This window comes from Jeotgalicoccus saudimassiliensis (assembly GCF_000756715.1).
In the GTDB taxonomy this organism is placed as follows: domain Bacteria; phylum Bacillota; class Bacilli; order Staphylococcales; family Salinicoccaceae; genus Jeotgalicoccus; species Jeotgalicoccus saudimassiliensis.
The window spans coordinates 1,179,897-1,204,235 of sequence record NZ_CCSE01000001.1; the positions used below are offsets into that span (position 1 = coordinate 1,179,897).

The window sequence follows — 24,339 nt, forward strand, 5'->3', positions numbered from 1 at the left end:
CCGGAACATTAAGTATGTTCCGGGGAGTTCCCACCTACTGACAGCCATTCTCTCTTACTTCATTATATAAATATACAATACAATCATCTTTCAGCAGCAGACTCTTATCGTCATCTGCAATGTCATCTATATCATCGACAAGCATCGGACCATGTGTTTCGTAATAGTGCTTCAGCTCATCCAGTCTTTCAATGTTACAGCAGAATGCTGCTTTACTGAATGTTTCTTCATCATCGTGAACGGTATATGTACCGACGAAATGCAGGTTGCCGACGAGTCCGCCGGTTTCTTCATACAATTCCCGTTGTGCTCCTTCGACAAGTGATTCTCCCTCATCTACTTTGCCTCCTGGAAATTCCACACCCCGTTCTTTATGTTTTGTCAGTAAAAACTGCCCGTTAAATTTAGGTATAATCAGAACATGTTTCGTATTCTCAACGTAACTGTTTTCCAATGTGACACGTCTGCCTTCAAAATCAGTAAATGTTTTCATAGTAATCCTCCCGGTTGCACTCATTCGGATATCAGCTTACAATAGTTGTATTAAATTTTAAAAGGTGATGCTGCAATGAAAAAAATATTGATCGGCTCCGTTCATTTCTATCAGAAATATATTTCGCCAATGTCACCGCCAACATGCCGTTTCTACCCAACATGTTCCAATTACGCGCTTGAAGCGCTTGCCGAACACGGGGCGGCCAAAGGCACTTTTATGGCCGCAAAACGTATTTCAAAATGCCATCCCTTCCACGAAGGCGGCTTTGACCCGGTTCCTGTAAACAAAAAGAAACAAATGAAACACCGCTGATGATATCTTTAGTTGTCCATACCTGTATTTAGCGGTCGAGAAACATTTTTCTGTTCCGGCTGCGTGATATTTTCCCGGTCGATGTCATAATAATTTTATCGACATAGTGAATTTCTTTCGGCAGTTTATATTTCGCCAGCTTTTCACTCAAATGATTTAACAGCAATGCCTCATCCACTGCTTCTTCAAGCAGCAGTACCGGCACACTGCCCCACTCATCATCGTCTTTTTTAATTACCACGCAGCGCTCCACTCCGCACAGCGAATATACCGCATCTTCAATCTCTTTCGGATAAATATTTTCACCGCCGCTGATTATCAAATCTGTCCTTCTGTCTAAAATATACAAATATCCGTCTTCATCTACAGCTGCAACGTCTCCGGTATTAAAGTATCCGTCTTCAAGTTTTAAATCGGCATTTAAATAATCACTGACCACGCTGTCGCCTCTGATCAGCAGTTCATCCGAACTTTCGTCTATTTTAATGTCATATCCGTTTACGTTACCGACAGCACCTGTCAGTATTTTCTCGTCTTTATATGAAATCTGGACGATCTGTGAACACGTTTCTGTCATGCCGAATGAATTATACACCGGCAGATTTTTGTCCATTGCTTTTTTTAACAGTGACGGCGTCGTGCTCGCCCCGCCAAGCAGCAGCCCTTTCAGATGATGACTGCCTGCTGTTTTCATTAAACGGTTCAGCATTACCGGGACCATGCTCGTGTGACTGACTTTGTCCCTGTCCAGTATTTCCCATACACGTTTCTCGTCGAACTTATTTTCAACTATCAGTGTACAGCCAGTGATGACTGCTCTGAACAATATCGACAATCCGGAAATATGGAAAATCGGATTGACCATCAGCCATGTGCTCTCACTGTCGTACTCAAAATGTTTTTGGCAGTTGTGATGTGATGCAAAGTGATTTTTATATGTCTGAGGCACGGCTTTTGCCCGCCCCGTCGTTCCGGACGTAAACATAATCGATAAAATATCATCCGGCTGCGGCTGATTGACGATAAAAGTCTGTGTCTCAAGCTCAAATAAATCATCGTACTGAATCACGTCAACACCCGGGATTTCCACCGGTCGTGTCGCAATCACCGTCGATACTGACACATCATCCAGCTGACTCTCAAGTTCAGCAGGTGTTAAACGCGTGTTCAGCATAACCATTTCCACACCCAGCATCATCAGTCCGTGGATCAGTTTTACCGATTCCATCGAGTTGTCGATATACAGGCCGACACGTTTTAATTTAAGCGCCTGCAAATGCGTGCCGAGTGAATGGGCATGCATGTAAAGCATCTGATACGTCAGAGATTCATTATTATACTTCACAGCAATGTTATCAGGATAAGTGAAACTTGCTGTTTCAAGCCATTTGTAAGACATTCGCTTCACCTCAAAAACACCCATCATAGACGGGTGTTATATTTTAAAAATATGAAATTTACGGGAATTTAGGGAACTGATCGAAGTTCGGCTCACGTTTTTCTTTAAACGCATCACGGCCTTCTTTCGCTTCGTCCGTCGTGTAATAAAGTAATGTAGCGTCTCCTGCAAGCTGCTGAAGTCCTGCTAATCCGTCAGTGTCCGCATTCATTGATGCTTTAAGGAAACGAAGTGCAGTTGGAGAGTGTTTCATAATATCCTCACACCACTCAACAGTTTCGTCTTCGAGACGTTCTAAAGGTACAACCGTGTTTACGAGACCCATGTCCAGCGCTTCCTGTGCGTCATACTGACGGCATAAGTACCAGATTTCACGCGCTTTTTTATGACCGATAATACGTGCCAGGTAGCCTGAACCGTATCCTGCGTCAAATGAACCGACTCTTGGTCCAGTCTGACCGAAGCGTGCATTTTCAGCAGCGATTGTTAAGTCACATACTACGTGAAGCACGTGTCCGCCGCCGATAGCATAACCTGCGACCATTGCGATAACCGGCTTAGGAATTACACGGATTAGGCGCTGTAAATCAAGAACGTTAAGACGCGGTACTTCATCTGTACCGATATATCCGCCGTGACCGCGTTTCTTCTGGTCTCCGCCAGAACAGAACGCAAGATCCCCTTCACCAGTTAAAATAATTACTGATACACGCTGATCGTCGCGTGCGCGTGAAAATGCATCGATCATTTCAGCAACAGTATCCGGTGTAAATGCGTTGCGCACTTCCGGACGGTTGATTGTTACTTTAGCGATACCGTTATAAAATTCATATTTAATCTCTTTGTATTCTTTAATTGTTTCCCAAACTCTTGTCATGAGTTATCCTCCTCCAGGTACTTTCGTACTGTGTTTATGTACACTTCAAAATTCTCAAGATGAATATTGTGACCACAATTTTCAACTATATCCAGTTTAGCACTTTTCAGCTGTTCTGACATGGATTCTGCAATGGCAATGAATTTACTGTCTACACTGCCGGTAATCAGGTAAAAATCATTATTAAGACTGCTTAAAACATCCCAGTATGACGGCTGAACACCGGTACCGTATTTTAAAAGACTGTCCGCCGCTTCTTTAGGAATCTGCTGAAGCCGTTCAGCTCTCTGGGCATCAAGCACCGGCTGACTCAGACGCTGCTGTGTGTGAAACAAAGGCATGTCCTGCCAGAATGCGAGAAATTTATCGTAATCATTCACGATGAATTCACTCCGCTCTGTGTCGACAGTCAGCCTGTCAGCACGCTTTTGCTCACCGGGGATACCCGGTGACGCACTCTCCAGAATACATTTACCGATACGCTCCGTAAACTCAGCCGTTAACGCCAGTGCTGTACGTCCGCCCATCGAGTAGCCGAGCACATCAAACGTTTTGATACCGTGCCTGTCTGCAACAGATACGAGTCCTGCTGCAACATCCTTCATGCCGTACTGCTGTGCTGTACTGTTCGTTCCGCCGAATCCCGGCAGATCGACCAAAATGATGTTCCGTAAATCGCTTAAACCTGCTGCAATATCTCTCATGCTTTCTTTAGACGATAAAAACCCGTGCAGCAGCATAATCGTGCTGTCCTGATTGTTATCGATCAGCTCATAATTAAAATTCAGCATTGTCCACCAGCTTTTTCAGCTGACTTTTCAGTGCATTATGGCTGTTCAGATTATGTTCTCTGTCCGTCGTAATTTCAATCATCTGACGGCCCGGTTGATTCAGCATTTCTGACGTCAGTTTTTCTGCACTGTCGATATGAACATAGTCATAATCGTATAATTTCGCAGCATGTTCGAAATCCAGATCAAGCGGTGTGCCGAACAGTCTTTCGAAATGCGCTTTATGTGCATACTGCGGCAGATAACTGAAAATGTTGCCGCCGTTGTTATTGAATACGATAATCGTAAAGTCGATGTTTTCAAGCTTTGCCATCAGCAGACTGTTAATGTCATGGTTCATCGACACGTCACCGATCAGCATCGTCACCTGTTCTTTCGTGCCGATTCCAAGTGCACTTGAAATCACACCGTCGATACCGTTGGCACCGCGGTTTGCAAACACATCATGAATGACACGGGTATCGTAACGTTCAAAATCTCTGATCGGCATACTGCTCGACAGGAAGAACGTACGCGCTTCGCCGGTACCCTGAATAATATCGTAAACGTACCTGCCTTCGTCATCGTACTGATCAATATGCTCATCGATATAATTGTGAATGTCCTGTGATAACGCAGTAAAGCGTGTCTTTACACTGCTGTCGAACGAATCGCTTATAAGTCGTGGCAGTATTTCGTTAATCGTTCCGGCATACGTCTCATCCGGTGTTACCGGGAACGGTTTAATATCCTGAAACTCACTGATTAAGTACTGCGGCACTGATGTGCGTTTTAAAAACGCATTCGTCTGTTTGGATGTCACAGGTTCACCGATACGGATAATATAATCGATATTTCCATCGATATAATCGTAATGGCTGTCACTGAAATTCGAGAACATCATATCGTGGTTCACAATCGCACCTTTAACATCTGTTCTGATGTTCTGGCGCGGATCGCATACTGTAATAATATTCCCCTGCTCCAGTACCGGTTTTAGCGGTGACAGGTCTTCTGCTGTCTCCCCGATAATTACGAGCCCCGTACCTGTTAATTTTTTTATGTTCCCAGGAATTGTTAATGCCGGAACGATGGATTTCTGAGTACGCTTAAATAAATCCAGACGGTCAATATCCGGCATAATCGGTTCACGGACCGGAATATTAAAATGCACCGGTCCCATATTAACCCCGTGGAAGTACTGGCTCGCCTGCAGCACTTTATCGTTGATTAACGATTCCGCACTGTCGTGATTATCCGCGATCGGCAGTTCTGTCTGATAGCGGACGAAATTGTTGTACATATTATTTTGTTCAATCGCCTGCGGCGCACCCACATTTTTAAGTTCGTGCGGGCGGTCCGACGTCAGAACGATCAGCGGCAGATGACTTAATCCCGCTTCACTGACTGCCGGCGTATAGTTCGCCGCTGCTGTACCCGATGTACATAATATGCCTACCGGCTGACGTCTTTTTTTAGTCAGTCCGACGGCAAAGTACCCGGCACCGCGTTCGTCAGGATGAATGTAAGTCTTAATACCCTCGTGCAGCTCAGCCGCAATAGCAAGCGGTGTGGAGCGTGATCCCGGACTGATGACCAGTTCATTCATGCCGTACTCGTACAGTGCATCTATAATACTAAACGTTTGTACCGTTAGTGCTTCCGTGTAGTTCATTAGTAGTCGCCTCCAAGACGTTCAACATCGGTGTGAATTTGACTTCCGTTTCTAAAAATTCAGCTTCCGGATCCGATCCCTTAACGATGCCGCAGCCGGCAAACAGTGTTGCACTTCGTGCAGAAATCAGCATCGAACGGAGTCCGACGGCAAATTCACAATCCTTGTCTTCATGAATCACGCCAAGCGGCGCTGCGTACAGTCCTCTTGTACCGTATTCATGTTCTTTAATATAATCTTTTGCCAGATTTTTCGGCAGTCCGCCTACTGCAGGTGTCGGGTGAATCTGTTTTAAAATTTTAAACTCATCCGCATCTTTTTTCAGCATTGCCTGAATAGGCGTAAATAAATGATAAATATATTTATTTTCCATAAGGAGCGGATTCTTTTTATAGTTCAGCCCTTCTGAAAACGGCGCGAGATCGCTGACAATCGATTCTCTGACCACGCGGTGTTCAAACAGATTTTTGTCATCGTTTAACAGGAAATCTTTCTGCACCGTGTTTTCCTGATTGTCTTCAACACGCTGAATTGAACCTGCAATAGCATTCGTTGTCAGTTCTTCACCGCTGATGGAAAACAGCTTCTCAGGAGTTTTCGAAACGAACGTCGACTTCCCTTTTTCAAAATAAATCGTATACGTATCCGCTTCATCTTTCAGGCGCCTGATCAGATACAGACGTTTCGCTTTCGATTCGAACGTAATCAGTTTCTGGCGTGCAAGAACAACTTTTTTAAATTCGTCGTTTAAATTATTTACTGCTTCTTCAACGAGCAGCTTCCATTCATTGGGGAAAATATCACGCTTGCTTTTCACAACCGGTTTTTCCTTCTCACTGATTTCAGCATTTTCTATAGCCGTCAGCACTTCATCTACTTCATCGAGCAGTCCGTCCATATTTAATTCAGATTTGTCCCTCGTTAAAAACAGCTCACGGTTGTTAAGATCAAACTGCCATTCAGGCAGATGGAATTCGACCATTTTAAAGTCGTTCCATTCATCCGTCGTATCTTTATCATCGAATAAAGTCCCGCCAAATAAGCTCAGTTTAGATTTTAAATCTTCACCGAGCTTTTCCTGCTGGATTTTTTCAAAAAGCACTCTCTTGCTTTCTGCAACAGCATCCGGCTGGAACTTGTCCCGCCATATACTTTCGATGTAATGAATGCCGATTACATTATAGGCATTGTCTTTTGACTTGAACCAATAGCGTGAGCCCTTTGATTCGTTAAAATATGTAAATATTTTTTCTTCGTCAATATTATACTCATCCATAGGAATATGCAGCGTAAGATATTGCCTGTCGGAATCCAGACTGATACTCTCTATAAACGTTCGAGACGATTGTAATTTCATGAGTCACACTACTTTCATCATAATTAGCTTTATTTTATCATTTTTTAACTACTGTGTGTATGGACAACTCTTAAATATGATAAAATTATAGCCATCATGTTTTAAAGGAGAAAGTCATGCAGGAAGCACAAGTACATACAGGTTTTAAAAAATATTTGATGCTGACACGTCCGCACACACTGACTGCGAGTTTTATACCGGTCTTTGTCGGGACAGCAAGTGTATTATTATTTGGCGATATACGCTGGGGAATGTTTTTCCTGATGCTCATCGCAACGATTTTAATACAGTCGGCAACCAATATGTTTAACGAATATTATGATTTCAAACGCGGTCTGGATTCACATGAATCCGTCGGTATCGCAGGCGCGATCGTCCGTAACGGGATGAGTCCCCGCCTCGTGCTGACCATCGCTTTTATATTTTATGCAATTGCTGCAGTAATCGGTATTATCATCACTGTGAACTCATCTTGGTGGATACTCGTTATCGGGGCCGTATCAATGGCAGTCGGCTACCTGTACACAGGCGGCCCGTTCCCGATTTCATGGACACCGTTCGGAGAAATATTTGCAGGACTGTTTATGGGCACTGTAATTATTATGATTACGTTCTACATCCACACCGGCACGCTGCATATTTTCCCGCTGTTAATGTCAGTTCCCCCGGCGATTACGATCGGATTGCTGAACATGGCAAATAATATACGCGACCGAAAAAAAGATAAAGAGAGCGGACGTAAAACATATGTCATTCTCGTCGGCAAGCCGTTCGCTGTAATGACAGCTGCGGCACTGCTTGTGTTCAGTTACATCTTCTTAATCTATATTACATTCTTTACGCCGATGGGCTCGCTGTTTCTGCTCATTCCGCTGCTGTCGATTCCATTAATGATGAAGACAATTATGCTGATGCGTAAAGGCAACACACCGGTGGAACTGATTCCGGCAATGGCTTCGATGGGTAAACTGAATACCGTTATGGGACTGCTTTTAACGATTGGACTTATTTTGTACGGCGTGACAGGTATTTAAAATAAATCCCATAAAATTGAATTTCATGTTATTGAAGAATATAATGATAGATGAAACAAACAATTTTAGGGGGATTTATCATGCAGTTAAAACGTATGTTATTAGCGGGTGGTCTTGCAGGTATGCTGTTACTCGCCGCATGTAATGGGGAAAGTACCGAAGAAGAAAGTGCTGAAGGAGAACAACCGGCTGAAGAAACAACAGATGAAGGATCATCAGAAGGCGTATCTTATTCAGGTATTAACGGTGATTACAGCTTCACAAACTTTACACTGGTGGAAATTCCGGCGCAGGACGCTGAAGGCAACGACACGACAATTCAGGCAGTTGCCGCAGAATTTGAATTTGAAAACACATCAGACCGCACGGCTACACCATCAGAAGCATTCAGTCTTGATTTAGCGATAAGACAAGTCAGCGAAGATGGTGAAGCACCGACAGAAAACTATACGATGGACCTTGAAGATGAGGGAGAATTCGCAGACGGTAAAGCCGCTGCTACAGAACTCGTTGAGCCGGGCGAAAGCGCAACAGCTGTAGTTGCATACGGTCCGCTGGATCCCGAACTTGCAACACACCTGCAGGCGAGAGAAAATCCGCTTGAAGAAACAGAATCAATGGATCATGAATTAGAACTTGATTTGAAGCCCGCTGAAGACGGTGAAGAGGAATCAGAAGAATAAATTTGTTGCTTTGGCAGCACCATTTTACGATGGTGCTGCTTTTTTTATGGGGTTTTGGTGGGGGGCGTTCTATGAGCGCTCTTCATAGAACTTCCAATCCGTTCGGATTCCTATGAGCGCTCTTCATAGAACTTCTAAACCGTTTGGATTCCTATGAGCACTCTTCATAGAACTTCTAAACCGCTCGGATTCCTATGAGCGCTCTTCATAGAACTTCTAAACCGTTTGGATTCCTATGAACGCCCTTCATAGAACTTCTATACCGCCCGGATTCCTATGAGCACTCTTCATAGAACTTCTAAACCGCTCGGATTCCTATGAACGCCCTTCATAGAACTTCTATACCGCCCGGATTCCTATGAGCGCTCTTCATAGAACTTCTATACCGCTCGGATTCCTATGAGCGCTCTTCATAGAACTTCCAATCCGCTCGGATTCCTTTGAGCGCCCTTCATAGAACTTCTAAACCGTTTGGATTCCTTTGAGCGCTCTTCATAGAACTTCTATACCGCCCGGATTCCTTTGAGCGCTCTTCATAGAACTTCTATACCGCTCGGATTCCTATGAGCGCTCTTCAAAGAACGCCTAAACCGCTCGGATTCCTTTGAGCGCTCTTCATAGAACGCCTCCGTATAAAACACCAACACCGCCCGCAAACAAAAAAAACCGTCCTGCTCTACACAGGACGGTTCCAAGTATACTTATCTTGTTTTCGTCAGGATAAACTTCGTACCTTCTGCTTCGTACGTCAGTTCTCCGTCTTCCATATCCATTCTTACAGACTGCATGATATGCGGTTTGTTATTAAAGTCACGGTACAGAATGCGGATGCGGAAATTCATCGTCTGATCCGGCTGCATGTAGAACTTCAGAATCACTACATCATTTTCGCCTTCTTCTTTGATATAGTGATATTTGGTCGTGAAGTCGTATCCTTTAATATAAACCTTCTCAATGTGGAACGGGTTGTTATTTTTGTTCTCAACACGGAACATCTTGTATTCTCCTCGCTCGTTTTCTCTCCAGCCCACTTCGTCAATCATTAACAGGGGCTGCGTTTCCATAACCTCGCTCCGTTTTCTGGAAACATATATACCGAGACCAACAAATAGTGCAATAGAAGCCACGAGTAAAATAATTACATTAAGCCAAACTAATAACGGATCCATTTATTTTCCAACTCTCTGATTATTTTCATTTCTATAATTTTATCATTATATGTAAGATAAAAACAATTATGTTACATTGAGAGCACACAAATAAGGAGTCGGTTTTATGATTGAAATACTCAGCGGCATCGGCCTTGCATTTATACTTTTTGTTATTATCGGCATTTCCATCCTGCTTGCCGTCCATCAAAGTAAATGATTTTTAAAATGAAATGACTATGAGAATTATCCCCAGAATAATCGCAATAATCCCGCCCGCCATAAATAATCTGCGCTGCTCAGGCGTAATTTCTTTTCTGAAAGCATCCATAAAAGAAATGAGGCTGATTAACAGAAGGATGACAATCGGTGCGGCAGTATAAATAAACGATCCGTAATGAAACCATTCGTAAAACATTGACAGTACATAAAATATAACTGCTGCAAATATAATTATTACCAGACTGTTTCTCATTGCTGACACTCTTTCCAAAAATATTTTAATAAGTGAGGACGAAATTGAAATTTATAACAGATAACCAAATCTTTTTATATGCATTCGCAATAGTTGCCGGTGGTGTTACGGGTTTACTCATTACTGACATCAGCAATTTGCTGAGCCCGCTGATTTCCCCGCTAATCGCCATGCTTCTCTATGTAATGTTTACACAGATTCCATTTTTAACATTACGTAATATATTATCCGAGACAAAATTTATCTTGGCACTGCTGGTCACAAACTTTATCTTCGTACCTTTGCTCGTCTGGATACTAATAATAATATTTCCTCTGCCGGCGGCGATACTGTTAGGTGTGTGCCTCGTACTGCTCACCCCGTGCATCGATTATGTCATACCGTTTACGAAGCTTGGTAAGGGAGATGAAAACCTCGTACTCGCGTCAACACCGCTGCTGTTTATTATACAAATACTGCTGCTCCCGGTATACCTGACAATTTTTATCGGCCGGGAAATTACAAATGTGGTCAGCATCGGCCCGTTTGTTGAGGCGTTTCTTTTGCTGATTGTTCTGCCGCTCGCTGCAGCGGTCGTTACACAGCTTGCTGCAAAAAAGACAAAAGCAGGTAAATTACTGATTAAAACAGCCGGAAAACTGCCGGAATTCTTGATGGCGGCAGTACTGTTTACAGTTGTTGCAGCCCAGATTGGTAAAGTATATGATGATTTCAATCTTATATTAAGTGTCGTACCGGTTTATATATTTTATCTGATAATTACACCGTTTATTTCCAAATTCACTGCTTCGTCATTTAAACTCACACCCGCAGCGGGACGTTCACTCGCATTCAGTGCAGGAACGAGAAATTCTCTGGTCGTTCTGCCGCTCGCACTTGCACTCCCCGGTGAATGGGCAGTAATTGCTTCTGCAGTTATCGTAACACAGACGATCACCGAGCTCATCGGTGAGTTATTCTACATTAAGCTGATACCGAAACTGATTAAGTAAAAAGCACTCAATCCGCGGATTGAGTGCTTTTGTATTATTCTACTTCAAACATATCATCTGTATGTTCGTGCAGCTCATCCGGCCCGTTAATGTGCGCGGTAATACTGTATTCTCCAGCTGCAATTTCTGATGCTTCCGCAGCGTAAACACCCTCGCCCTGATGTTCAGCATTCAGCCATGTAATCTCTTCTGTTTCAGGTTCCTGAATTTCAAAACGTACACGGTCCGCTTCATAAGCTTCGTCTTCCTGTAAAAGTTCAACACTGATTACTGCAGGATCTGAGTCATTATCTACTGTTAGATTCATATCCAGCACATGTTCATGGTGATGTTCTGCACTCTCATCATGCGGTTCGTGAGTTTCATCGCTGTGCGCTTCTTCAGAACTGTTACTGCATGCTGCCAGTGCTAATGTCAGACCCGAAAGTATAAAAAGTTTTCTCATAAAATAATCCTCCGCCGTTATTATGTATGGATTTATTTTATCAGAAGCATTTATACATGACTGTATATTTTAAGTTCATTTAGTGACAACATTCAACATATACCAGTTAACATATTTAAATGATACGACCTGCTGTTATTGAAAGGTGATTCCAATACAATTTTTAGTATTTACTGAAAGTTTCCTTAAGGATATCATATGACTTCTTAACTCTCTCTTTAGAAGCCGGTAAATCCCATTTCTCCCATGTAAATTCTTTCATCTCACTTAGCTTACCGCCGAAAATCTGTGGGAAGCTGTCGACTGTGACATCACGGTTTTTCATAATGACCCCCGCTTTTATACTATCCTGAGTAATTTCGGCTTCCAGTCCGTTCTCTGCAATATTTCCTATAAATTCATGCTGGGACGGGTCTTTCGCACTGATCAGCATCCAAGGTATTCTAATTTCTATAACTCCATTTTCCCTGTCCCAATAATAATCATTTAATGAGTTATAATCTTCATGTTCCGGATTACCGTTCCCCTCTTTCAACAGACCTGTTTCGTATGATTCAAAAGGAATCAGTTCATCACGGTCAGGAAGATAAAGTTCCTTGTTCAGTGCGAACCGTATAGAATTGAATCTTCCGGAATTTTTCTCGAGTTCCTTCCCGGGATTAATCATTCCGAGTGTATGACCGTACTGAATGTTAAAAAAGTCATAGTAGTCATCAACCACTACCCGTGATTCATCCTCACGGAGCTGGATAATAAAATCAACCGCGTTCTCTGTATACACACCGTTAACTGCAGTATTCCCCTGCCCTGGAATAATGTCGAGCGGAATATCAATTTCACCGTTAAATCCCGGTTCGTGTTCTATTTTAAAATATAAATACCTTTCATCAGTATCCATCGACAAACTTTTAAGTTCATCGTTTCCTTCATACATTAAATCTGTTTGCCAGTCGTCTGTACTACCATCCACACCGATTTTATGTGTGTCAAAACTCAGCAGCCCGAACTGCTGTTCATTGGTCTGCGCATTCGACCAGTATGGTCTGCGGTCCGGATTATCGTAATCCATCGTATTCCATGTACGCTTGAACCATTCGTCCTGCCAAGTAAATACGAGACCGCCCATCATTTCTTCATGCATGATATCTTCAAAAAGGTGTGTCACTATTTCTCCCTGTTCTTTCTCAGAAAGGAATCCCTGATTCCATCCGTACGGATTTTTATGTGTCATTCCGCGGGAAGCCGGAACACCGAATTCAGCAACAAGCAGAGGCATTGTATGTTCCTTATGCAGTTTCTTTAAATAGCCTGCGTAGTTATTCTTTTCGCCCCGGTGATCAACATGCTCCACATACTCTTTTTCATAATTCAGGAAATCCGGATAGTACGGGTAGATATGGTATGAAGCAAACTGTCCGATCTCTGTCATCGGTCCTTCAGTGTAAATCACATTTGGATTAACTGTCACCATGTCTTCCATATCAGATGAGTCAGATTCGTGTTCCAAAAGATCCGTCGTTACCCAGTTTGTAAAACTCATCGGTCTTAATGACCCATAGTTTTCATGTTCTAAACGTGTCGCAAATTCCATTTTCTCTGCCAGCCACCGTTCAAATGGTGAAGCATCTTTAGTACTGTAGTATGTCCCGTCAAACTGCCCTGCATCATGATGAACTTCATTCGTGTTTACAACAAGCGGCGGATACCATTCTACACCGAGAATCCAGCTGATAACATATTCAGAAACATCATCTTTATACTTACCATGTGCTTTCCCGGATGTTTCAGCAATATTTGCATTCCCATGCACGGCATTAATAATACTTTTTATATCTTCATCAAATTCTTTATTTAATTTCTTTTCATATGCATCGAGATCTTCATGCATTTTCACTTCATCCACCCAGAAACCGTGCATGATATATATCGGTTTAGCCGGATGTTTTTCGTTATAATCTTTTAATGCCGAATAGAATCCCGGCGGATGGAGCGTGTACACTCGTACAGTATTCGCATTCATTCTCCCGATATGTTCAAACCATCTGAAGTATTCATCTTCGGTAATTGCCGCTTCCCCGGGGAAATATCCAGGTTTAGCCATACCCATATTGACACCTTTAACAATCATCGGTTCGAAACCTTCTTTAGAATTAATTTCGATTTTCCCGTCATGTATTCTGGCAGGCTGCATTTCATATGCCTCCTTCGTGTCGTCGGCAAATACATTCATCAGTGCAAATACTCCTGCGATAGCCGCTGCCGCACAAAGTGAAGTAATTAATAGTTTCTTCATTGATTCCTGTCTCTCCCCAGTCCTTTTCTTTCCATATTGCCCCAGTCCTGCTTTTTAAAGATAAAACGAATCATCCCTTCAAGTCGGAACATTATTGTCAGCGGTCTGTACCAAAATGTTTCTGTCAGTGAGATTAAGACCAGTTTAATTATACTCTTCGGATTGATATATCTATTCGTCGTCCATGATTCTATTAAGAGAGACAGCGATGAAAATAACGAGCCGTATATAACCAGAGTAAGCAGTATTATTAATGCAAATTCAGTATTCAGCTGATCTGTACTGAATGCAATTATCATATAAATATATCCTGCAAGTTCGACGAGCGCCCCAAGCGCTTCAAACAACCAAAAGTAAGGAAATGCAATAAAGCCGAGTCTGCCGAACTTAGGATTCATCGTAATGTATTTATGTTTCCACAGACTTTCAAACAGTCCCTGTGACCAGCGTCTCCGCTGTCTTCGCAACACCGGGAAACTTGTCGGTGCTTCCGTCCAGCAGACAGGATCAGGTACAAACTCAATCTGCTTATCCATTTTATTTTTTCTTATATGAGCGTGAACCTTTACTACCAGCTCCATATCTTCACCAATAACATCTTTTGCATAGCCGCCGGCTTCTATTACAATTCTTTTGTTAAAAATACTGAACGCACCTGATACAATCAGGACCATATTAAAGCGGCTAAAAAATATTCTGCCGAGCATAAATGCACGAAGATATTCTATAATCTGCATCAGAACAAGGGGATGGTTCCCCAGCTCCTTCTGTACCATCGCACCAAAATGAATATCATTGCCGTTTGCAATGCGGACGTTGCCGCCCGCCACAGCTACTTTGCCGTCAGATTCGATAATCGGGCGCATTACCCGGAGCAGTGAGTTACTATCCAGTATAGAGTCACCGTCGATTGAACAAAAATACGGATAACGTGAGAAATTTATACCTGCATTTAGTGCATCTGCCTTTCCGCCGTTTTCTTTTCTAATTAAAAATACTTTTGGGTGCAGCTTCGACTGAAAAACACACAGTATTTTTTCAGTCGGTAAATCTGTGTTAAGGCTTCTCGTGCTCGTTACCATATCGAATGTTTCAATAACAATTTGCGCTGTTTGATCCGTTGAACCATCATCAATCACAATAATTTCAGTTTCCGGATACTTCAGTGTAATAAGTGAATGCAGTGACTCAATAATCCCAAGCTCTTCATTAAATGCCGGTACCAGAATGGAAACAGGTTTGGTAAATACGTTCATCTGAAATTCTTCTTCCAGCCAGTCATGGTCAAGCCGCTTTCTCTTCGCAAGAGTCTTATAAGCAACTGCCATCATAAGTAAATAAAAAATTATGATAGCTGCCATATAAAGTATGATGAGCATGCCGACAATATTCCCGATATAAGTTAAGTCCATCTCAGATTGGACACCTCTTTCATTTCATCCTGATGCAAATCTGTTTCTACTGCCCAGCCGGGTTCATTAAATTCAAAGTACCTCAGCGAGTCCAGTGCTGCGTTTTGAACCAGGCGGTTTTTATCATTTGCGCATACTTTTAAATAAGGAACAGTACTTTCACCGATTACCGGTGCCAGACGTGAAACCATCATGCGTTCTTCCCACACAATGGAACCAAAGTGTCCTGTATACTTTTCAGGGTTATACACGGTACCGATCAGCTGAATCGTTTTTAAAGCTCTGATTCTTGTCTCACGATCTTCATCATCAAACAAGGATTCCAGCCATTCAACAGACTGATGATCCCCAACCTGCGCCATTCTGCGCAGAAAAGCATATTTCTTCGCATGAGACATTTCATTGAAAGCAGGAATCAGTGATAACACAGATTCATCATTCAAGCGACTCAGTATTTTTTTGTTCTCATATTCAGTCATCACTCTCGTTTTAAGGAACATATGACGAAATCTTTCAAAATCATAAATCGATAAATAGATTAAAAATAAATAGAATTCGAAATTTTCCATCGCATTAATTTCTCTTGTCGAATATATATCACCGAACCCGGGAACTTTAAATTCTGATATTTTATTTAATGTGTTAACGCGATGCGCCCATAAAGGTGATCTCAATTCTTTTCTGTATTCATTAGAGAAATAGGCTCTTACATACGATGAAATTCTGCGTTCAGCGTCAGTAGTTTTTCCGTTACTTAAAAATGTGGAAAATATTTTTTCGATGGCATGCTGCTGATTTCTGCTGTGATGTCTTGTCTCGGGCTGTTTACTTCCGTAATATAAATAGTCATACCATTGTTCGATATGGTCATTGATGTATGTTTCAATTTCTTCCCGGTCTCTGTTTAATCCGGATGTCCGTATAATTGTGTAAATAACAAGAATCGCCAGTATTATAAGAAGGACAATTAAAATGGATAAAATAATCTGGGTAATACCTGTCATGCCAGTCCACCTCTTATAATCCGGTTTTTAATAATAGATTGAAACAGCTTTAAATTCAACGGTTTCACAAAGTAATTATCGACACCGAGATTCAGGGCGTAGAGCATATCTTCTTCTGTTTCGGAACGTGTCATAAAATAGATGATCGATTTATTATCAAACGAACGAATATGCCCTGCAACTTCCAGTCCATTTTTCTTCGGCAGTATGTCGTTGACTATATATAGAGCGAAATTATCAACACCCTTTACATCCCTGATAAATTCATAACCGTCAGCATATGTGTATATATTAATTTGCGCATCCATTTTTATATCTTTAATCGTCCGGTATATAATTTTCCGGAATAAATCATCTGGCTCAAGTATATAAATATCAACATTATTAACTGTCATGATTATCATCCTTCTTGTATAGATTAACGCTCATAGTAAGTATTATCTTTAAAATTATTGCTAACTATCATTTACAATATTATACTTTAAATAAAAAATGTATAGTTACATTTCCTGAAAAATGTTACAATTTGGAGGTTTTTCCGTGATTTTACAAGTGTTCACACTGGTTTGCGTAATGATGGCGCTTCAGGCAATTTATTATCAGATTAAAATCAGGTTAAAACTCGCAATGGCCAGCAATATTTATGAAAAAGTTTTGAGCGGGGTATTCAGTGCTTTAATGGCTGTAATACTAAGCTTTTATGCAATTGAGTTCTCATATGGCATATCGATCGGGCTGGCTGTGACAAGTCTTATAATCGGCTTAATATACAGCGGACAACTAACTTTTACTATCGGATACGTACTTTATGGTTTCTGGTATTTTCTTAATCCAAACGGCTCCCCTACACTGGATTTCTGGTCGTACCTAATTATCGGTCTGGTGCTTGTTTCAGTCAATCATCCCATCAGATATCTCTCTGTTTATTTTAAAGCGATAATTTCCGTAATCACGTATGCAGGTTTATCTGCATTTTTTATTTATCTGGTGAGCCGTGATATATCTTTCACCGCATTATCGATGTCTTTATATATTATTTTGGCCACAATTGGTGTTTTTGCAGGCGTAATATTAATCACCTATATGCAGAACTATAAAAAAATGTTTGATCAGATGGAATTTGAATCCATGCATGATGCACTGACCGGTCTTTTAAACAGGCGTCATTTCAATCTGTGCATCAATGAACTGAAGCCTGAAAATTCTGTTTCAATGCTCATGCTGGATATTGATAAGTTTAAAAATATTAATGACACATACGGTCACAGTGCCGGTGATGCTGTATTGCAGGCAGTTGCCACTGATTTGAAAAAAGAAATTACAGATAAACATTCCATTGCAAGAACCGGCGGTGAAGAGTTTGCAGTAATTTTAAGAAAGAGTACGATGAATGAAGCTAAAGTTATTGCGGAAAATGTCAGACGTTCAGTAGAAGAACTGAATATAAATATTGATGAAATCGATCATCCTTTAAAAGTTACGGTTTCAATCGGTATCTCAAGTTACCCGGAAGAAACTGATTCGATTAAAAACCTGTATGATACCTCTGATGAGCGTCTGTATTTTGCGAAGAAACTCGGCCGCAATCAGATCCAGTTCAGTACACCAAAAGAAATTCTCACCAAACTAAAATAACCTCCCCGGTTTATACCGGAGAGATTATTTTTATCTTACGTATTCAAATATTCCTGCTGCACCCATGCCGACGCCGATACACATTGTTACCATACCGTATTTCGATTCCGGTCTGCGTTTCATTTCTGACAGCAGTCTGGCGGTCAGCATTGCACCGGATGCACCGAGCGGGTGGCCGAGCGAGATTGCCCCGCCGTTCACATTCGTTTTCTCGATATCAAGCCCCGCTTTTCTAATCGATGCGACTGTCTGGGAAGCGAATGCTTCGTTCAGTTCGATTAAGTCCATATCGTCCACCGTTAAGCCGGCCTGTTCAAGTACTTCCGGTATTGCATATGCCGGGCCGATCCCCATGATTTTCGGATCAACACCGACTGCTTTAAAGCCGACAAATCTCGCGATTGGCGTCACGCCAAGTTCTTTCACCTTTTCTCCTGACATCAGTACAACAAACCCTGCGCCGTCTGTCAGCGGAGCCGATGTCCCGGCTGTAACTGTACCGTCTGCTTTAAAAACAGTTCTTAGCTTCGCCAGTCCTTCCATATTCGTGTCCGGACGGATATGTTCATCAATTTTAAATTCATCTTTCGATACAACCGGTCCTTCTTCGTTATATGACACTTTGTTCACTTCAACAGGAATGATTTCATCTTCAAATCTTCCTGCATCCAATGCTGCTTTCGCTCGCTGATGACTTTGCACTGCGTACGCATCCTGGTCCTCTCTCGATACTTTAAATTCTTCAGCGACCATTTCTGCCGTCAGACCCATCGGATAAGACACGCCCGAGTCCTCATCCTGAAGCACCGGACTGTTCGTTGGTTCGTTACCGCCCATAGGTACGGCACTCATCAGTTCAACGCCGCCTGCCACTAACACATCGGCCTGTTTTGCCATAATCTGATTCGCTGCGATAGCAATTGTCTGAAGCCCTGATGAACAGTAACGGTTTACCGTCTGTCCGGGTACTTCATTCGGCATACCCGCAAGCAGTGCGATTGAGCGTGCTATATTCTGACCCTGCAATCCCTCCGGGAATGAGTTGCCGACTATAACATCCTGAACCATATCCGGACTGAATTTACCATCTACGCGTTTCAGCACACCTTTAAGCACCTGTGCTGCCACCTCATCCGGTCTGTCGTGGAACATTGCGCCGCCTTTTGCTCTCCCGGCAGCTGAACGTCCGTAAGCTACTATATATGCATCCTGCATTTAACTTCATCCTTTCCCTGTTCATACGTGTGACTAATTACGGAGCGGTTTGCCCGTTTCAAGCATATGACTGATGCGTTCATATGTTTTTTCTGTGTTTAAGAGCGCTAAGAACCTTTCTCTTTCAAGTTTCTGTAAATAACGCTGGTTTACATACGTATTACGCGGTACATCTCCGCCCGATAACACTTCTGCAATTTTCAATGTAATTTCGTAATCGTGATCACTGATAAAGTTTCCAAGACGCTGCGCGTCGAGCATTCCTTCTGCAAGAGCTTTAAAGTCTTTACCAAGAGCAATATATTTGCCTTTCGGTTTAGGAATATAGTTCATTTCGGATTCCAGACGCGCTTTGTTTAAAGCAGCTTCCACACGTTTTTCAACGTTCAGGATAATCGAATCCGTATCTCTTAAATAGCCGTAGCGTTTTGCTTCATATGCGTTGGTTGTTACTTTCGCCATACCGATATTTGTCAGTACTTCAGTCATCGACTGCTGCTTGTCATCGTGTTTATGGTTCGTACTTAATATGCGGTCCGACATTTCAGCGAGTCCGCCGCCGCTTGGCAGAAGTCCGACACCCGCTTCAACCATACCGATGTATGTTTCGCTCGCTGCGACTACAAATGGTGAGTGTAGTACTAATTCACAGCCGCCGCCGAGTGCCCTGCCCTGCACAGCGGTAACAATGGGTTTCAGTGAATATTTCATCCGGCTGAAACTTTCATGCAGTGTATCAATTGCAGGCCCGACCAACTCATCGACCTTTTTCATTTCATGTGCTTTTTTCATCATGTAAAGGTTCGCACCGACACTGAAATTTCTGCCGTCTGCGTACAGCACCATACTTGAAAAGCCTTCTGCCTCAAGTAAATCGACTGCTTCGATTAAATCTTTCGCAAAGCCGTCTGAAATAATATTATTGCCGCTCTGAAGTTTCAGCAGCAGCTGATCCGAGTGAACTACCGACAGGCTTGAGTCTTCGCGGTCCCAGATTTCACTTTCAATCAGTTCGCTGACCGGCGTCACACGTTCAATTGTTTCCCCTTCTGCATAAAATCCTTCAGTCCGGTTTTCAATCCATTCCGGAAGCGCTCCAAGTTCTTTTTTCATACGGTCTTTAACACGTTCAAAGCCCATCATATCCCAGAGCTGGAACGGCCCTTTCTTCCAGTTAAAGCCCCATACGAGCGCACGGTCGATATCTTTATAATCCGCGGCTGCTTTCGGGACATTCAGTGCTGAATAATAGAAATTGTTGCGCATCGTCTCCCACATGAACAGCCCCGCTTCATCGTCAGCATTGAAAATAACATCCATATTTGCTTTTAAGTCTTTCCCGAACTTCGCAAGAACCGGATACATCGGTTTTTCCTGTTCAACATAATCATTAGTTTTCGGATCGAATACGAGAATTTTATTCTTCACTTTTTTATAAAAGCCCTGTTTGGTTTTTCTGCCGAGCGCTCCTGCTTCGACTAATTTTTCAGCAATTTTCGTACTGCTGAAAAACTTCTCTTCTCCCGGCACCTGCTGCATGCCTTTTGTGACAGTTACTGCGATATCGATTCCAACGAGGTCACTCAACCCGTAAGTTCCTGTGCCCGGACGGCCAATGGCTCTGCCTGTCAGTGCATCAGTATCGGAAATCGAAATCCCCTGTTCTTCTGCACGTGCCATAATATCGTTCATCGTCTGTGTTCCGACACGGTTCGCTACAAACCCCGGTACATCGTTCGCCACAATAACACCTTTACCGAGTTTTTCTTCAGCAAACGTCTGTGCTGCTTTTACCGATTCTTCTGCTGTATCTTTCAGCGGAATGATTTCAACAAGTTTCATAATACGCGGCGGATTAAAGAAGTGCATACCGAAAAATCTCTTACGCTCTTCCCCGTCGAATACTTTTGCAATATACTCAATCGGAATACCGGAAGTGTTCGTTGCAAACAGTGCATTGTCCTTTGCCACAGCTTTTACTTTGTTCCAGACATTATGTTTAATATCGAGCTCTTCTTTAACTGCTTCGATGAAAATATCAGAATCATTTTCACCTTGCAGATCCTCTTCGAAGTTGCCGTATGTTAAATTCGGAGCAAAATTCAAATCAAACAGATGAGGACGTTTTTTATCGGTAATCATCTCATATGATTTTCTCGAAATTTTGTTCGGATCTTTTTCATCAATTACTATATCGAGTATTTTTACTTTTAAGCCTGCGTTAACGAGGAGGGCAGCGATCTGGCTGCCCATTACTCCCCCGCCAAGCACGGTTGCTTTTCTTATCGTCATGAAGAACCCTCCAAATTATTTTATCTTTATACTTTCAGGACACCTTTCGTTAAATAAATGCTGAATCGCCTGTCAGTGCTCTGCCGATTACCAGTGCATTTATTTCGTGTGTGCCTTCGTATGTGTATACAGCTTCAGCATCGGAGAAGAATCTTGCGATATCATATTCGGCAAGAATTCCGTTACCGCCGGTAATCCCGCGTCCCATCGCCACCGATTCGCGCAGTCTTAATGCATTCATCATTTTGGCTGTGGAAGTTGCCACTTCATCGTACTCGCCATTTTCCTGCATTCGTGCCAGCTGTGCCGACATCGAAATCGCATGCGCCAGGTTCCCCTGCATCATCGCCAGTTTTTCCTGAATAAGCTGATACTTGCTGATTTCCTTACCAAACTGTTTACGCTGTGTAACATAATCCAGCGTTGCACGAAGTGCACCTGCCATGGCACCGGTTGCCATGTAGGATACACCTGCACGAGTAGAGTAAAGGATTTTAGCAATATCTTTAAAGCTGTTAATATTCTGCAGCCGGTCTTCTTCTTTCACAATGACATTATCAAGGCGGATATTAGTATTCGGAATAATTCTCAGTGCAATTTTATTCTCAATTACATCGATATCGACGCCGTCCTGTTCCGGACGGATAATAAACCCTTTCGGTTTACCTGTATCCACATCTACTGCAAACAGCGGAATAACGTCTGATACATTGGCTCCGCCGATCCATTTTTTCGCACCGTTAATAATCCAGTTTTCACCGTCGAATTTAGCTGTCGTTTCAAGGCCGCCCGCTACGTCTGAACCGTGATCCGGCTCAGTCAGTGCAAAACATGTTCTCAGTTCATGCGACTGCAGTTTCGGAATATATTTCGCAATCTGTTCTTTTGATCCGCCGAATAAAAAGGCATTGTGGCCAAGTCCCTGGTGTACACCCAGTAATGTTACAAGCGACACGTCAAAACGCGCGATTGTATACGACATAAAGAACTGGAACAGCTGGCTCGGTGTTTTGGCACCTTCACGCCCTTCAAACAGTAACGGATTTCTGAAGTAATTCAATTTACCCATATCATCGAAAAATTCTTCCGGCACTGTTGCATTCGCCCAGTGGTCATTAATTGAATCACGGTACTTGGACTCAAGCAGGTCATCGAGCTGTTTTAAAAATTTAACTTCCCCGTCAGTAAGTTCTTTCGCATTATTTAAAATATCCTCAGGATATAATTCTTTCAGTATCTGTTCTTTTTCCGTCATAGTCTTTCCCTCCGCTTTATATGATAACGCTTTCAATTTAAGTTAAAAAATTTATGCCACACCGTTTTCTTTAGCCTTCTCGTTCATTAAACGCTGAATTTCCAGTCTGTCAGGTTTAGCTGTCGAGTTTAATGGAATATCCTTCATTTCAAGATACAGTCTCGGAATCTTGTATCCCGCAATACGTTCTCTCACATGTTTGTCGAGTATTTCTTCGAAATTCTCTGTTTCCTCTGCTAGAACAATTGCTGCTGATACCGATTCACCATACTCCGGACTGTCGTAACCGACAACAATCGCTGAACGGACAATCGGATGTTCGGACAGTGCCGCTTCTACTTCTGAAGGCAGTACGTTTTCCCCGCCGGTAATAATCAGTTCTTTCTTACGGTTAACGATAAAGATATCCCCGTCTTCATCTTTTTTCGCAAGGTCTCCCGTCAGGAAATAACCGTTCTTAAATACTTTGGCTGTTTCTTCCGGTTTATTCCAATAGCCAGGTGTAACGTTCTTCCCTTTAACAGCAAGCTCCCCGATTTCTCCGACGCCGACTTCGTTGCCGTCATCATCCAGCAGTTTGCTTTCTACGTACATAATAGATTTACCGATACTCATCGGCTTAACTTTAGAGTTATGCGGTGTGTTTACCATTGTAAGCGGTGCTTCTGTCAGACCGTAACCGTTAATCAGCGTATGCCCCATGCTTTCAAATTTCTTCTGCACAGCCGGCAGCGGTGATGATCCGCCCTGAATCAGATACTTAATATTTTCAAAGTTTTTAATGTCAAAGTTATCCGCTACGAGCATACCGTAGTACATCGTTGGAATCATAATCAGGTAGTCCGGCTTGAACTGGCTCATCAGATCATTAAGCTGTGCACCGTCAAAGTAGCGGTGTAATACGAGTGTTCCGCCGGCCATAATTAACGGCAGTGCCGTATCATTCAGACCAAGTACATGGAATGTCGGTGTCGAGATAATCGTCGTCTGATCACCTGTCACCTTGTATGTCAGAGCTGCGTTAATCACATTCGATACGAAAGACTCGTATGTGAACATTACCCCTTTCGGCATCCCCGTTGTACCGCTTGTATACATCAGTGAAGCAAGATCTTCACTTTCCACATCCACTGCTTTAAACAGGTTGTGGTTTTTTGGATTACAGATTTCATCGTACTCCGGTGAATCGATATCCATATGAAGCAGTTCATCCGGCGTCCCGGTTAAACTTTCCTTATGACGAAGCGAGTAGAAAATCATCTTAACGCCCGAGTCTTCAATAATGCTCTGTATTTCTTTCGGTTTTAAGCGCCAGTTAATCGGAAGATAGACAACGCCCATCTTAAATGAAGCAAATAACAGGTCGAATATCGCCACGTCATTCGGTGCAAAAATACCGACAACATCCCCGCGTTTAATTCCCTGATCCTGTAAATAGTGCGCTAAGTTATCAGCACGTGCGTTTAAGTCCTGATAAGACCACTTCGTCCCCTTCGCCGGGTCAATAATCGCTGCCTTGACTTCATCGTAGTCCGCTCTTGTTTTAATCCAGTCATAATTCATTTACATC

The 24,339-nt window shown here is 42.6% G+C and carries 22 protein-coding genes; 5 read left to right on the forward strand and 17 right to left on the reverse strand.

Annotation, left to right across the window (positions count from 1 at the left end; genetic code table 11):
• Positions 1 to 34: 34 nt before the first annotated feature.
• A complete protein-coding gene (gene ytkD / locus RZ44_RS05630; RefSeq protein ID WP_035809384.1) occupies positions 35 to 493 on the reverse strand; it encodes an RNA deprotection pyrophosphohydrolase in 459 nt (152 codons plus the stop codon).
• A 75-nt stretch (positions 494 to 568) separates the two neighbouring features.
• Between ytkD and yidD the strand changes: the two genes are divergently transcribed.
• Positions 569 to 808: a membrane protein insertion efficiency factor YidD gene (yidD, locus tag RZ44_RS05635; protein ID WP_035809386.1), complete on the forward strand. Its 240-nt coding sequence runs from the start codon at positions 569 to 571 to the stop codon at positions 806 to 808.
• 28 nt (positions 809 to 836) lie between these two features.
• Here yidD and menE read toward each other — a convergent pair whose 3' ends face one another.
• From menE to RZ44_RS05660, 5 genes are read right to left on the reverse strand one after another with little or no spacing between them, the layout of a single operon-like run.
• Entirely contained in the window at positions 837 to 2,207 is a 1,371-nt protein-coding gene (gene menE, locus RZ44_RS05640; RefSeq protein ID WP_035809388.1) for an o-succinylbenzoate--CoA ligase, read from the reverse strand.
• 58 nt (positions 2,208 to 2,265) lie between these two features.
• Positions 2,266 to 3,084 (reverse strand): 1,4-dihydroxy-2-naphthoyl-CoA synthase, encoded by an 819-nt coding sequence (gene menB, locus RZ44_RS05645; protein WP_035809390.1) that lies wholly within the window; start codon positions 3,082 to 3,084, stop codon positions 2,266 to 2,268.
• The gene (gene menH / locus RZ44_RS05650) at positions 3,081 to 3,875 is read right to left on the reverse strand and encodes a 2-succinyl-6-hydroxy-2,4-cyclohexadiene-1-carboxylate synthase (RefSeq protein ID WP_052108834.1); all 795 of its coding nucleotides are present in this window, start codon (positions 3,873 to 3,875) and stop codon (positions 3,081 to 3,083) included. Before menH ends, menB begins: the two co-directional genes overlap by 4 nt.
• Complete coding sequence (gene menD / locus RZ44_RS05655) at positions 3,862 to 5,529, reverse strand: 2-succinyl-5-enolpyruvyl-6-hydroxy-3-cyclohexene-1-carboxylic-acid synthase (protein ID WP_035809393.1); 1,668 nt, start codon at positions 5,527 to 5,529, stop codon at positions 3,862 to 3,864. Before menD ends, menH begins: the two co-directional genes overlap by 14 nt.
• Positions 5,492 to 6,886, reverse strand: a complete 1,395-nt coding sequence (locus tag RZ44_RS05660) for an isochorismate synthase (RefSeq protein WP_035809400.1) — start codon at positions 6,884 to 6,886, stop codon at positions 5,492 to 5,494. The genes menD and RZ44_RS05660 overlap by 38 nt, the downstream gene beginning before the upstream one ends.
• Before the next feature lie 116 nt (positions 6,887 to 7,002).
• On the opposite strand from RZ44_RS05660, the gene RZ44_RS05665 reads away from it, so the two are divergent.
• Together RZ44_RS05665 and RZ44_RS05670 are read left to right on the forward strand one after the other, a co-directional pair.
• On the forward strand, positions 7,003 to 7,920 hold the full coding sequence (locus tag RZ44_RS05665) for a 1,4-dihydroxy-2-naphthoate polyprenyltransferase (RefSeq protein WP_035809402.1): 918 nt from the start codon (positions 7,003 to 7,005) through the stop codon (positions 7,918 to 7,920).
• Positions 7,921 to 8,000: 80 nt separating this feature from the next.
• Positions 8,001 to 8,603, forward strand: coding sequence for a DUF4352 domain-containing protein (locus RZ44_RS05670; protein ID WP_035809404.1), 603 nt, complete (start codon positions 8,001 to 8,003; stop codon positions 8,601 to 8,603).
• Between the two features lie 701 nt (positions 8,604 to 9,304).
• On the opposite strand, the gene RZ44_RS05675 is transcribed toward RZ44_RS05670, so the two are convergent.
• Entirely contained in the window at positions 9,305 to 9,772 is a 468-nt protein-coding gene (locus RZ44_RS05675; RefSeq protein WP_035809406.1) for a hypothetical protein, read from the reverse strand.
• Between the two features lie 202 nt (positions 9,773 to 9,974).
• The gene (locus RZ44_RS05680) at positions 9,975 to 10,226 is read right to left on the reverse strand and encodes a hypothetical protein (protein WP_035809409.1); all 252 of its coding nucleotides are present in this window, start codon (positions 10,224 to 10,226) and stop codon (positions 9,975 to 9,977) included.
• A gap of 44 nt (positions 10,227 to 10,270) precedes the next feature.
• On the opposite strand from RZ44_RS05680, the gene RZ44_RS05685 reads away from it, so the two are divergent.
• Complete coding sequence (locus tag RZ44_RS05685) at positions 10,271 to 11,218, forward strand: arsenic resistance protein (RefSeq protein ID WP_231856255.1); 948 nt, start codon at positions 10,271 to 10,273, stop codon at positions 11,216 to 11,218.
• A 34-nt stretch (positions 11,219 to 11,252) separates the two neighbouring features.
• Here RZ44_RS05685 and RZ44_RS05690 read toward each other — a convergent pair whose 3' ends face one another.
• The 5 genes from RZ44_RS05690 to RZ44_RS05710 form a co-directional block, all read right to left on the reverse strand.
• A complete protein-coding gene (locus RZ44_RS05690; RefSeq protein WP_035809418.1) occupies positions 11,253 to 11,663 on the reverse strand; it encodes a hypothetical protein in 411 nt (136 codons plus the stop codon).
• Positions 11,664 to 11,826: 163 nt separating this feature from the next.
• The gene (locus tag RZ44_RS05695; RefSeq protein WP_052108836.1) at positions 11,827 to 13,956 is read right to left on the reverse strand and encodes a hypothetical protein; all 2,130 of its coding nucleotides are present in this window, start codon (positions 13,954 to 13,956) and stop codon (positions 11,827 to 11,829) included.
• Positions 13,953 to 15,368, reverse strand: a complete 1,416-nt coding sequence (locus tag RZ44_RS05700) for a glycosyltransferase family 2 protein (protein WP_035809420.1) — start codon at positions 15,366 to 15,368, stop codon at positions 13,953 to 13,955. Before RZ44_RS05700 ends, RZ44_RS05695 begins: the two co-directional genes overlap by 4 nt.
• Positions 15,359 to 16,372 carry a HEAT repeat domain-containing protein gene (locus RZ44_RS05705; protein WP_035809421.1) on the reverse strand — a complete coding sequence of 338 codons (1,014 nt, stop codon included), beginning with the start codon at positions 16,370 to 16,372 and terminating at the stop codon, positions 15,359 to 15,361. Before RZ44_RS05705 ends, RZ44_RS05700 begins: the two co-directional genes overlap by 10 nt.
• Positions 16,369 to 16,767 carry a response regulator gene (locus RZ44_RS05710; protein WP_035809423.1) on the reverse strand — a complete coding sequence of 133 codons (399 nt, stop codon included), beginning with the start codon at positions 16,765 to 16,767 and terminating at the stop codon, positions 16,369 to 16,371. Before RZ44_RS05710 ends, RZ44_RS05705 begins: the two co-directional genes overlap by 4 nt.
• A 145-nt stretch (positions 16,768 to 16,912) precedes the next feature.
• Here RZ44_RS05710 and RZ44_RS11020 point away from each other — a divergent pair, with 145 nt between their 5' ends.
• On the forward strand, positions 16,913 to 18,007 hold the full coding sequence (locus RZ44_RS11020) for a GGDEF domain-containing protein (protein ID WP_052108838.1): 1,095 nt from the start codon (positions 16,913 to 16,915) through the stop codon (positions 18,005 to 18,007).
• A 30-nt stretch (positions 18,008 to 18,037) separates the two neighbouring features.
• Here RZ44_RS11020 and RZ44_RS05720 read toward each other — a convergent pair whose 3' ends face one another.
• Genes RZ44_RS05720 through fadD form a run of 4 tightly spaced genes read right to left on the reverse strand, consistent with a single transcriptional unit; the run spans position 18,038 to position 24,332 of the window.
• Complete coding sequence (locus RZ44_RS05720; protein ID WP_035809425.1) at positions 18,038 to 19,222, reverse strand: thiolase family protein; 1,185 nt, start codon at positions 19,220 to 19,222, stop codon at positions 18,038 to 18,040.
• A gap of 33 nt (positions 19,223 to 19,255) precedes the next feature.
• Positions 19,256 to 21,514, reverse strand: coding sequence for a 3-hydroxyacyl-CoA dehydrogenase/crotonase FadB (gene fadB, locus RZ44_RS05725; RefSeq protein ID WP_035809427.1), 2,259 nt, complete (start codon positions 21,512 to 21,514; stop codon positions 19,256 to 19,258).
• 49 nt (positions 21,515 to 21,563) lie between these two features.
• A complete protein-coding gene (gene fadE / locus RZ44_RS05730) occupies positions 21,564 to 22,769 on the reverse strand; it encodes an acyl-CoA dehydrogenase FadE (protein WP_035809429.1) in 1,206 nt (401 codons plus the stop codon).
• Positions 22,770 to 22,820: 51 nt separating this feature from the next.
• On the reverse strand, positions 22,821 to 24,332 hold the full coding sequence (gene fadD, locus RZ44_RS05735; protein ID WP_035809431.1) for a long-chain-fatty-acid--CoA ligase FadD: 1,512 nt from the start codon (positions 24,330 to 24,332) through the stop codon (positions 22,821 to 22,823).
• Positions 24,333 to 24,339: the final 7 nt, after the last annotated feature.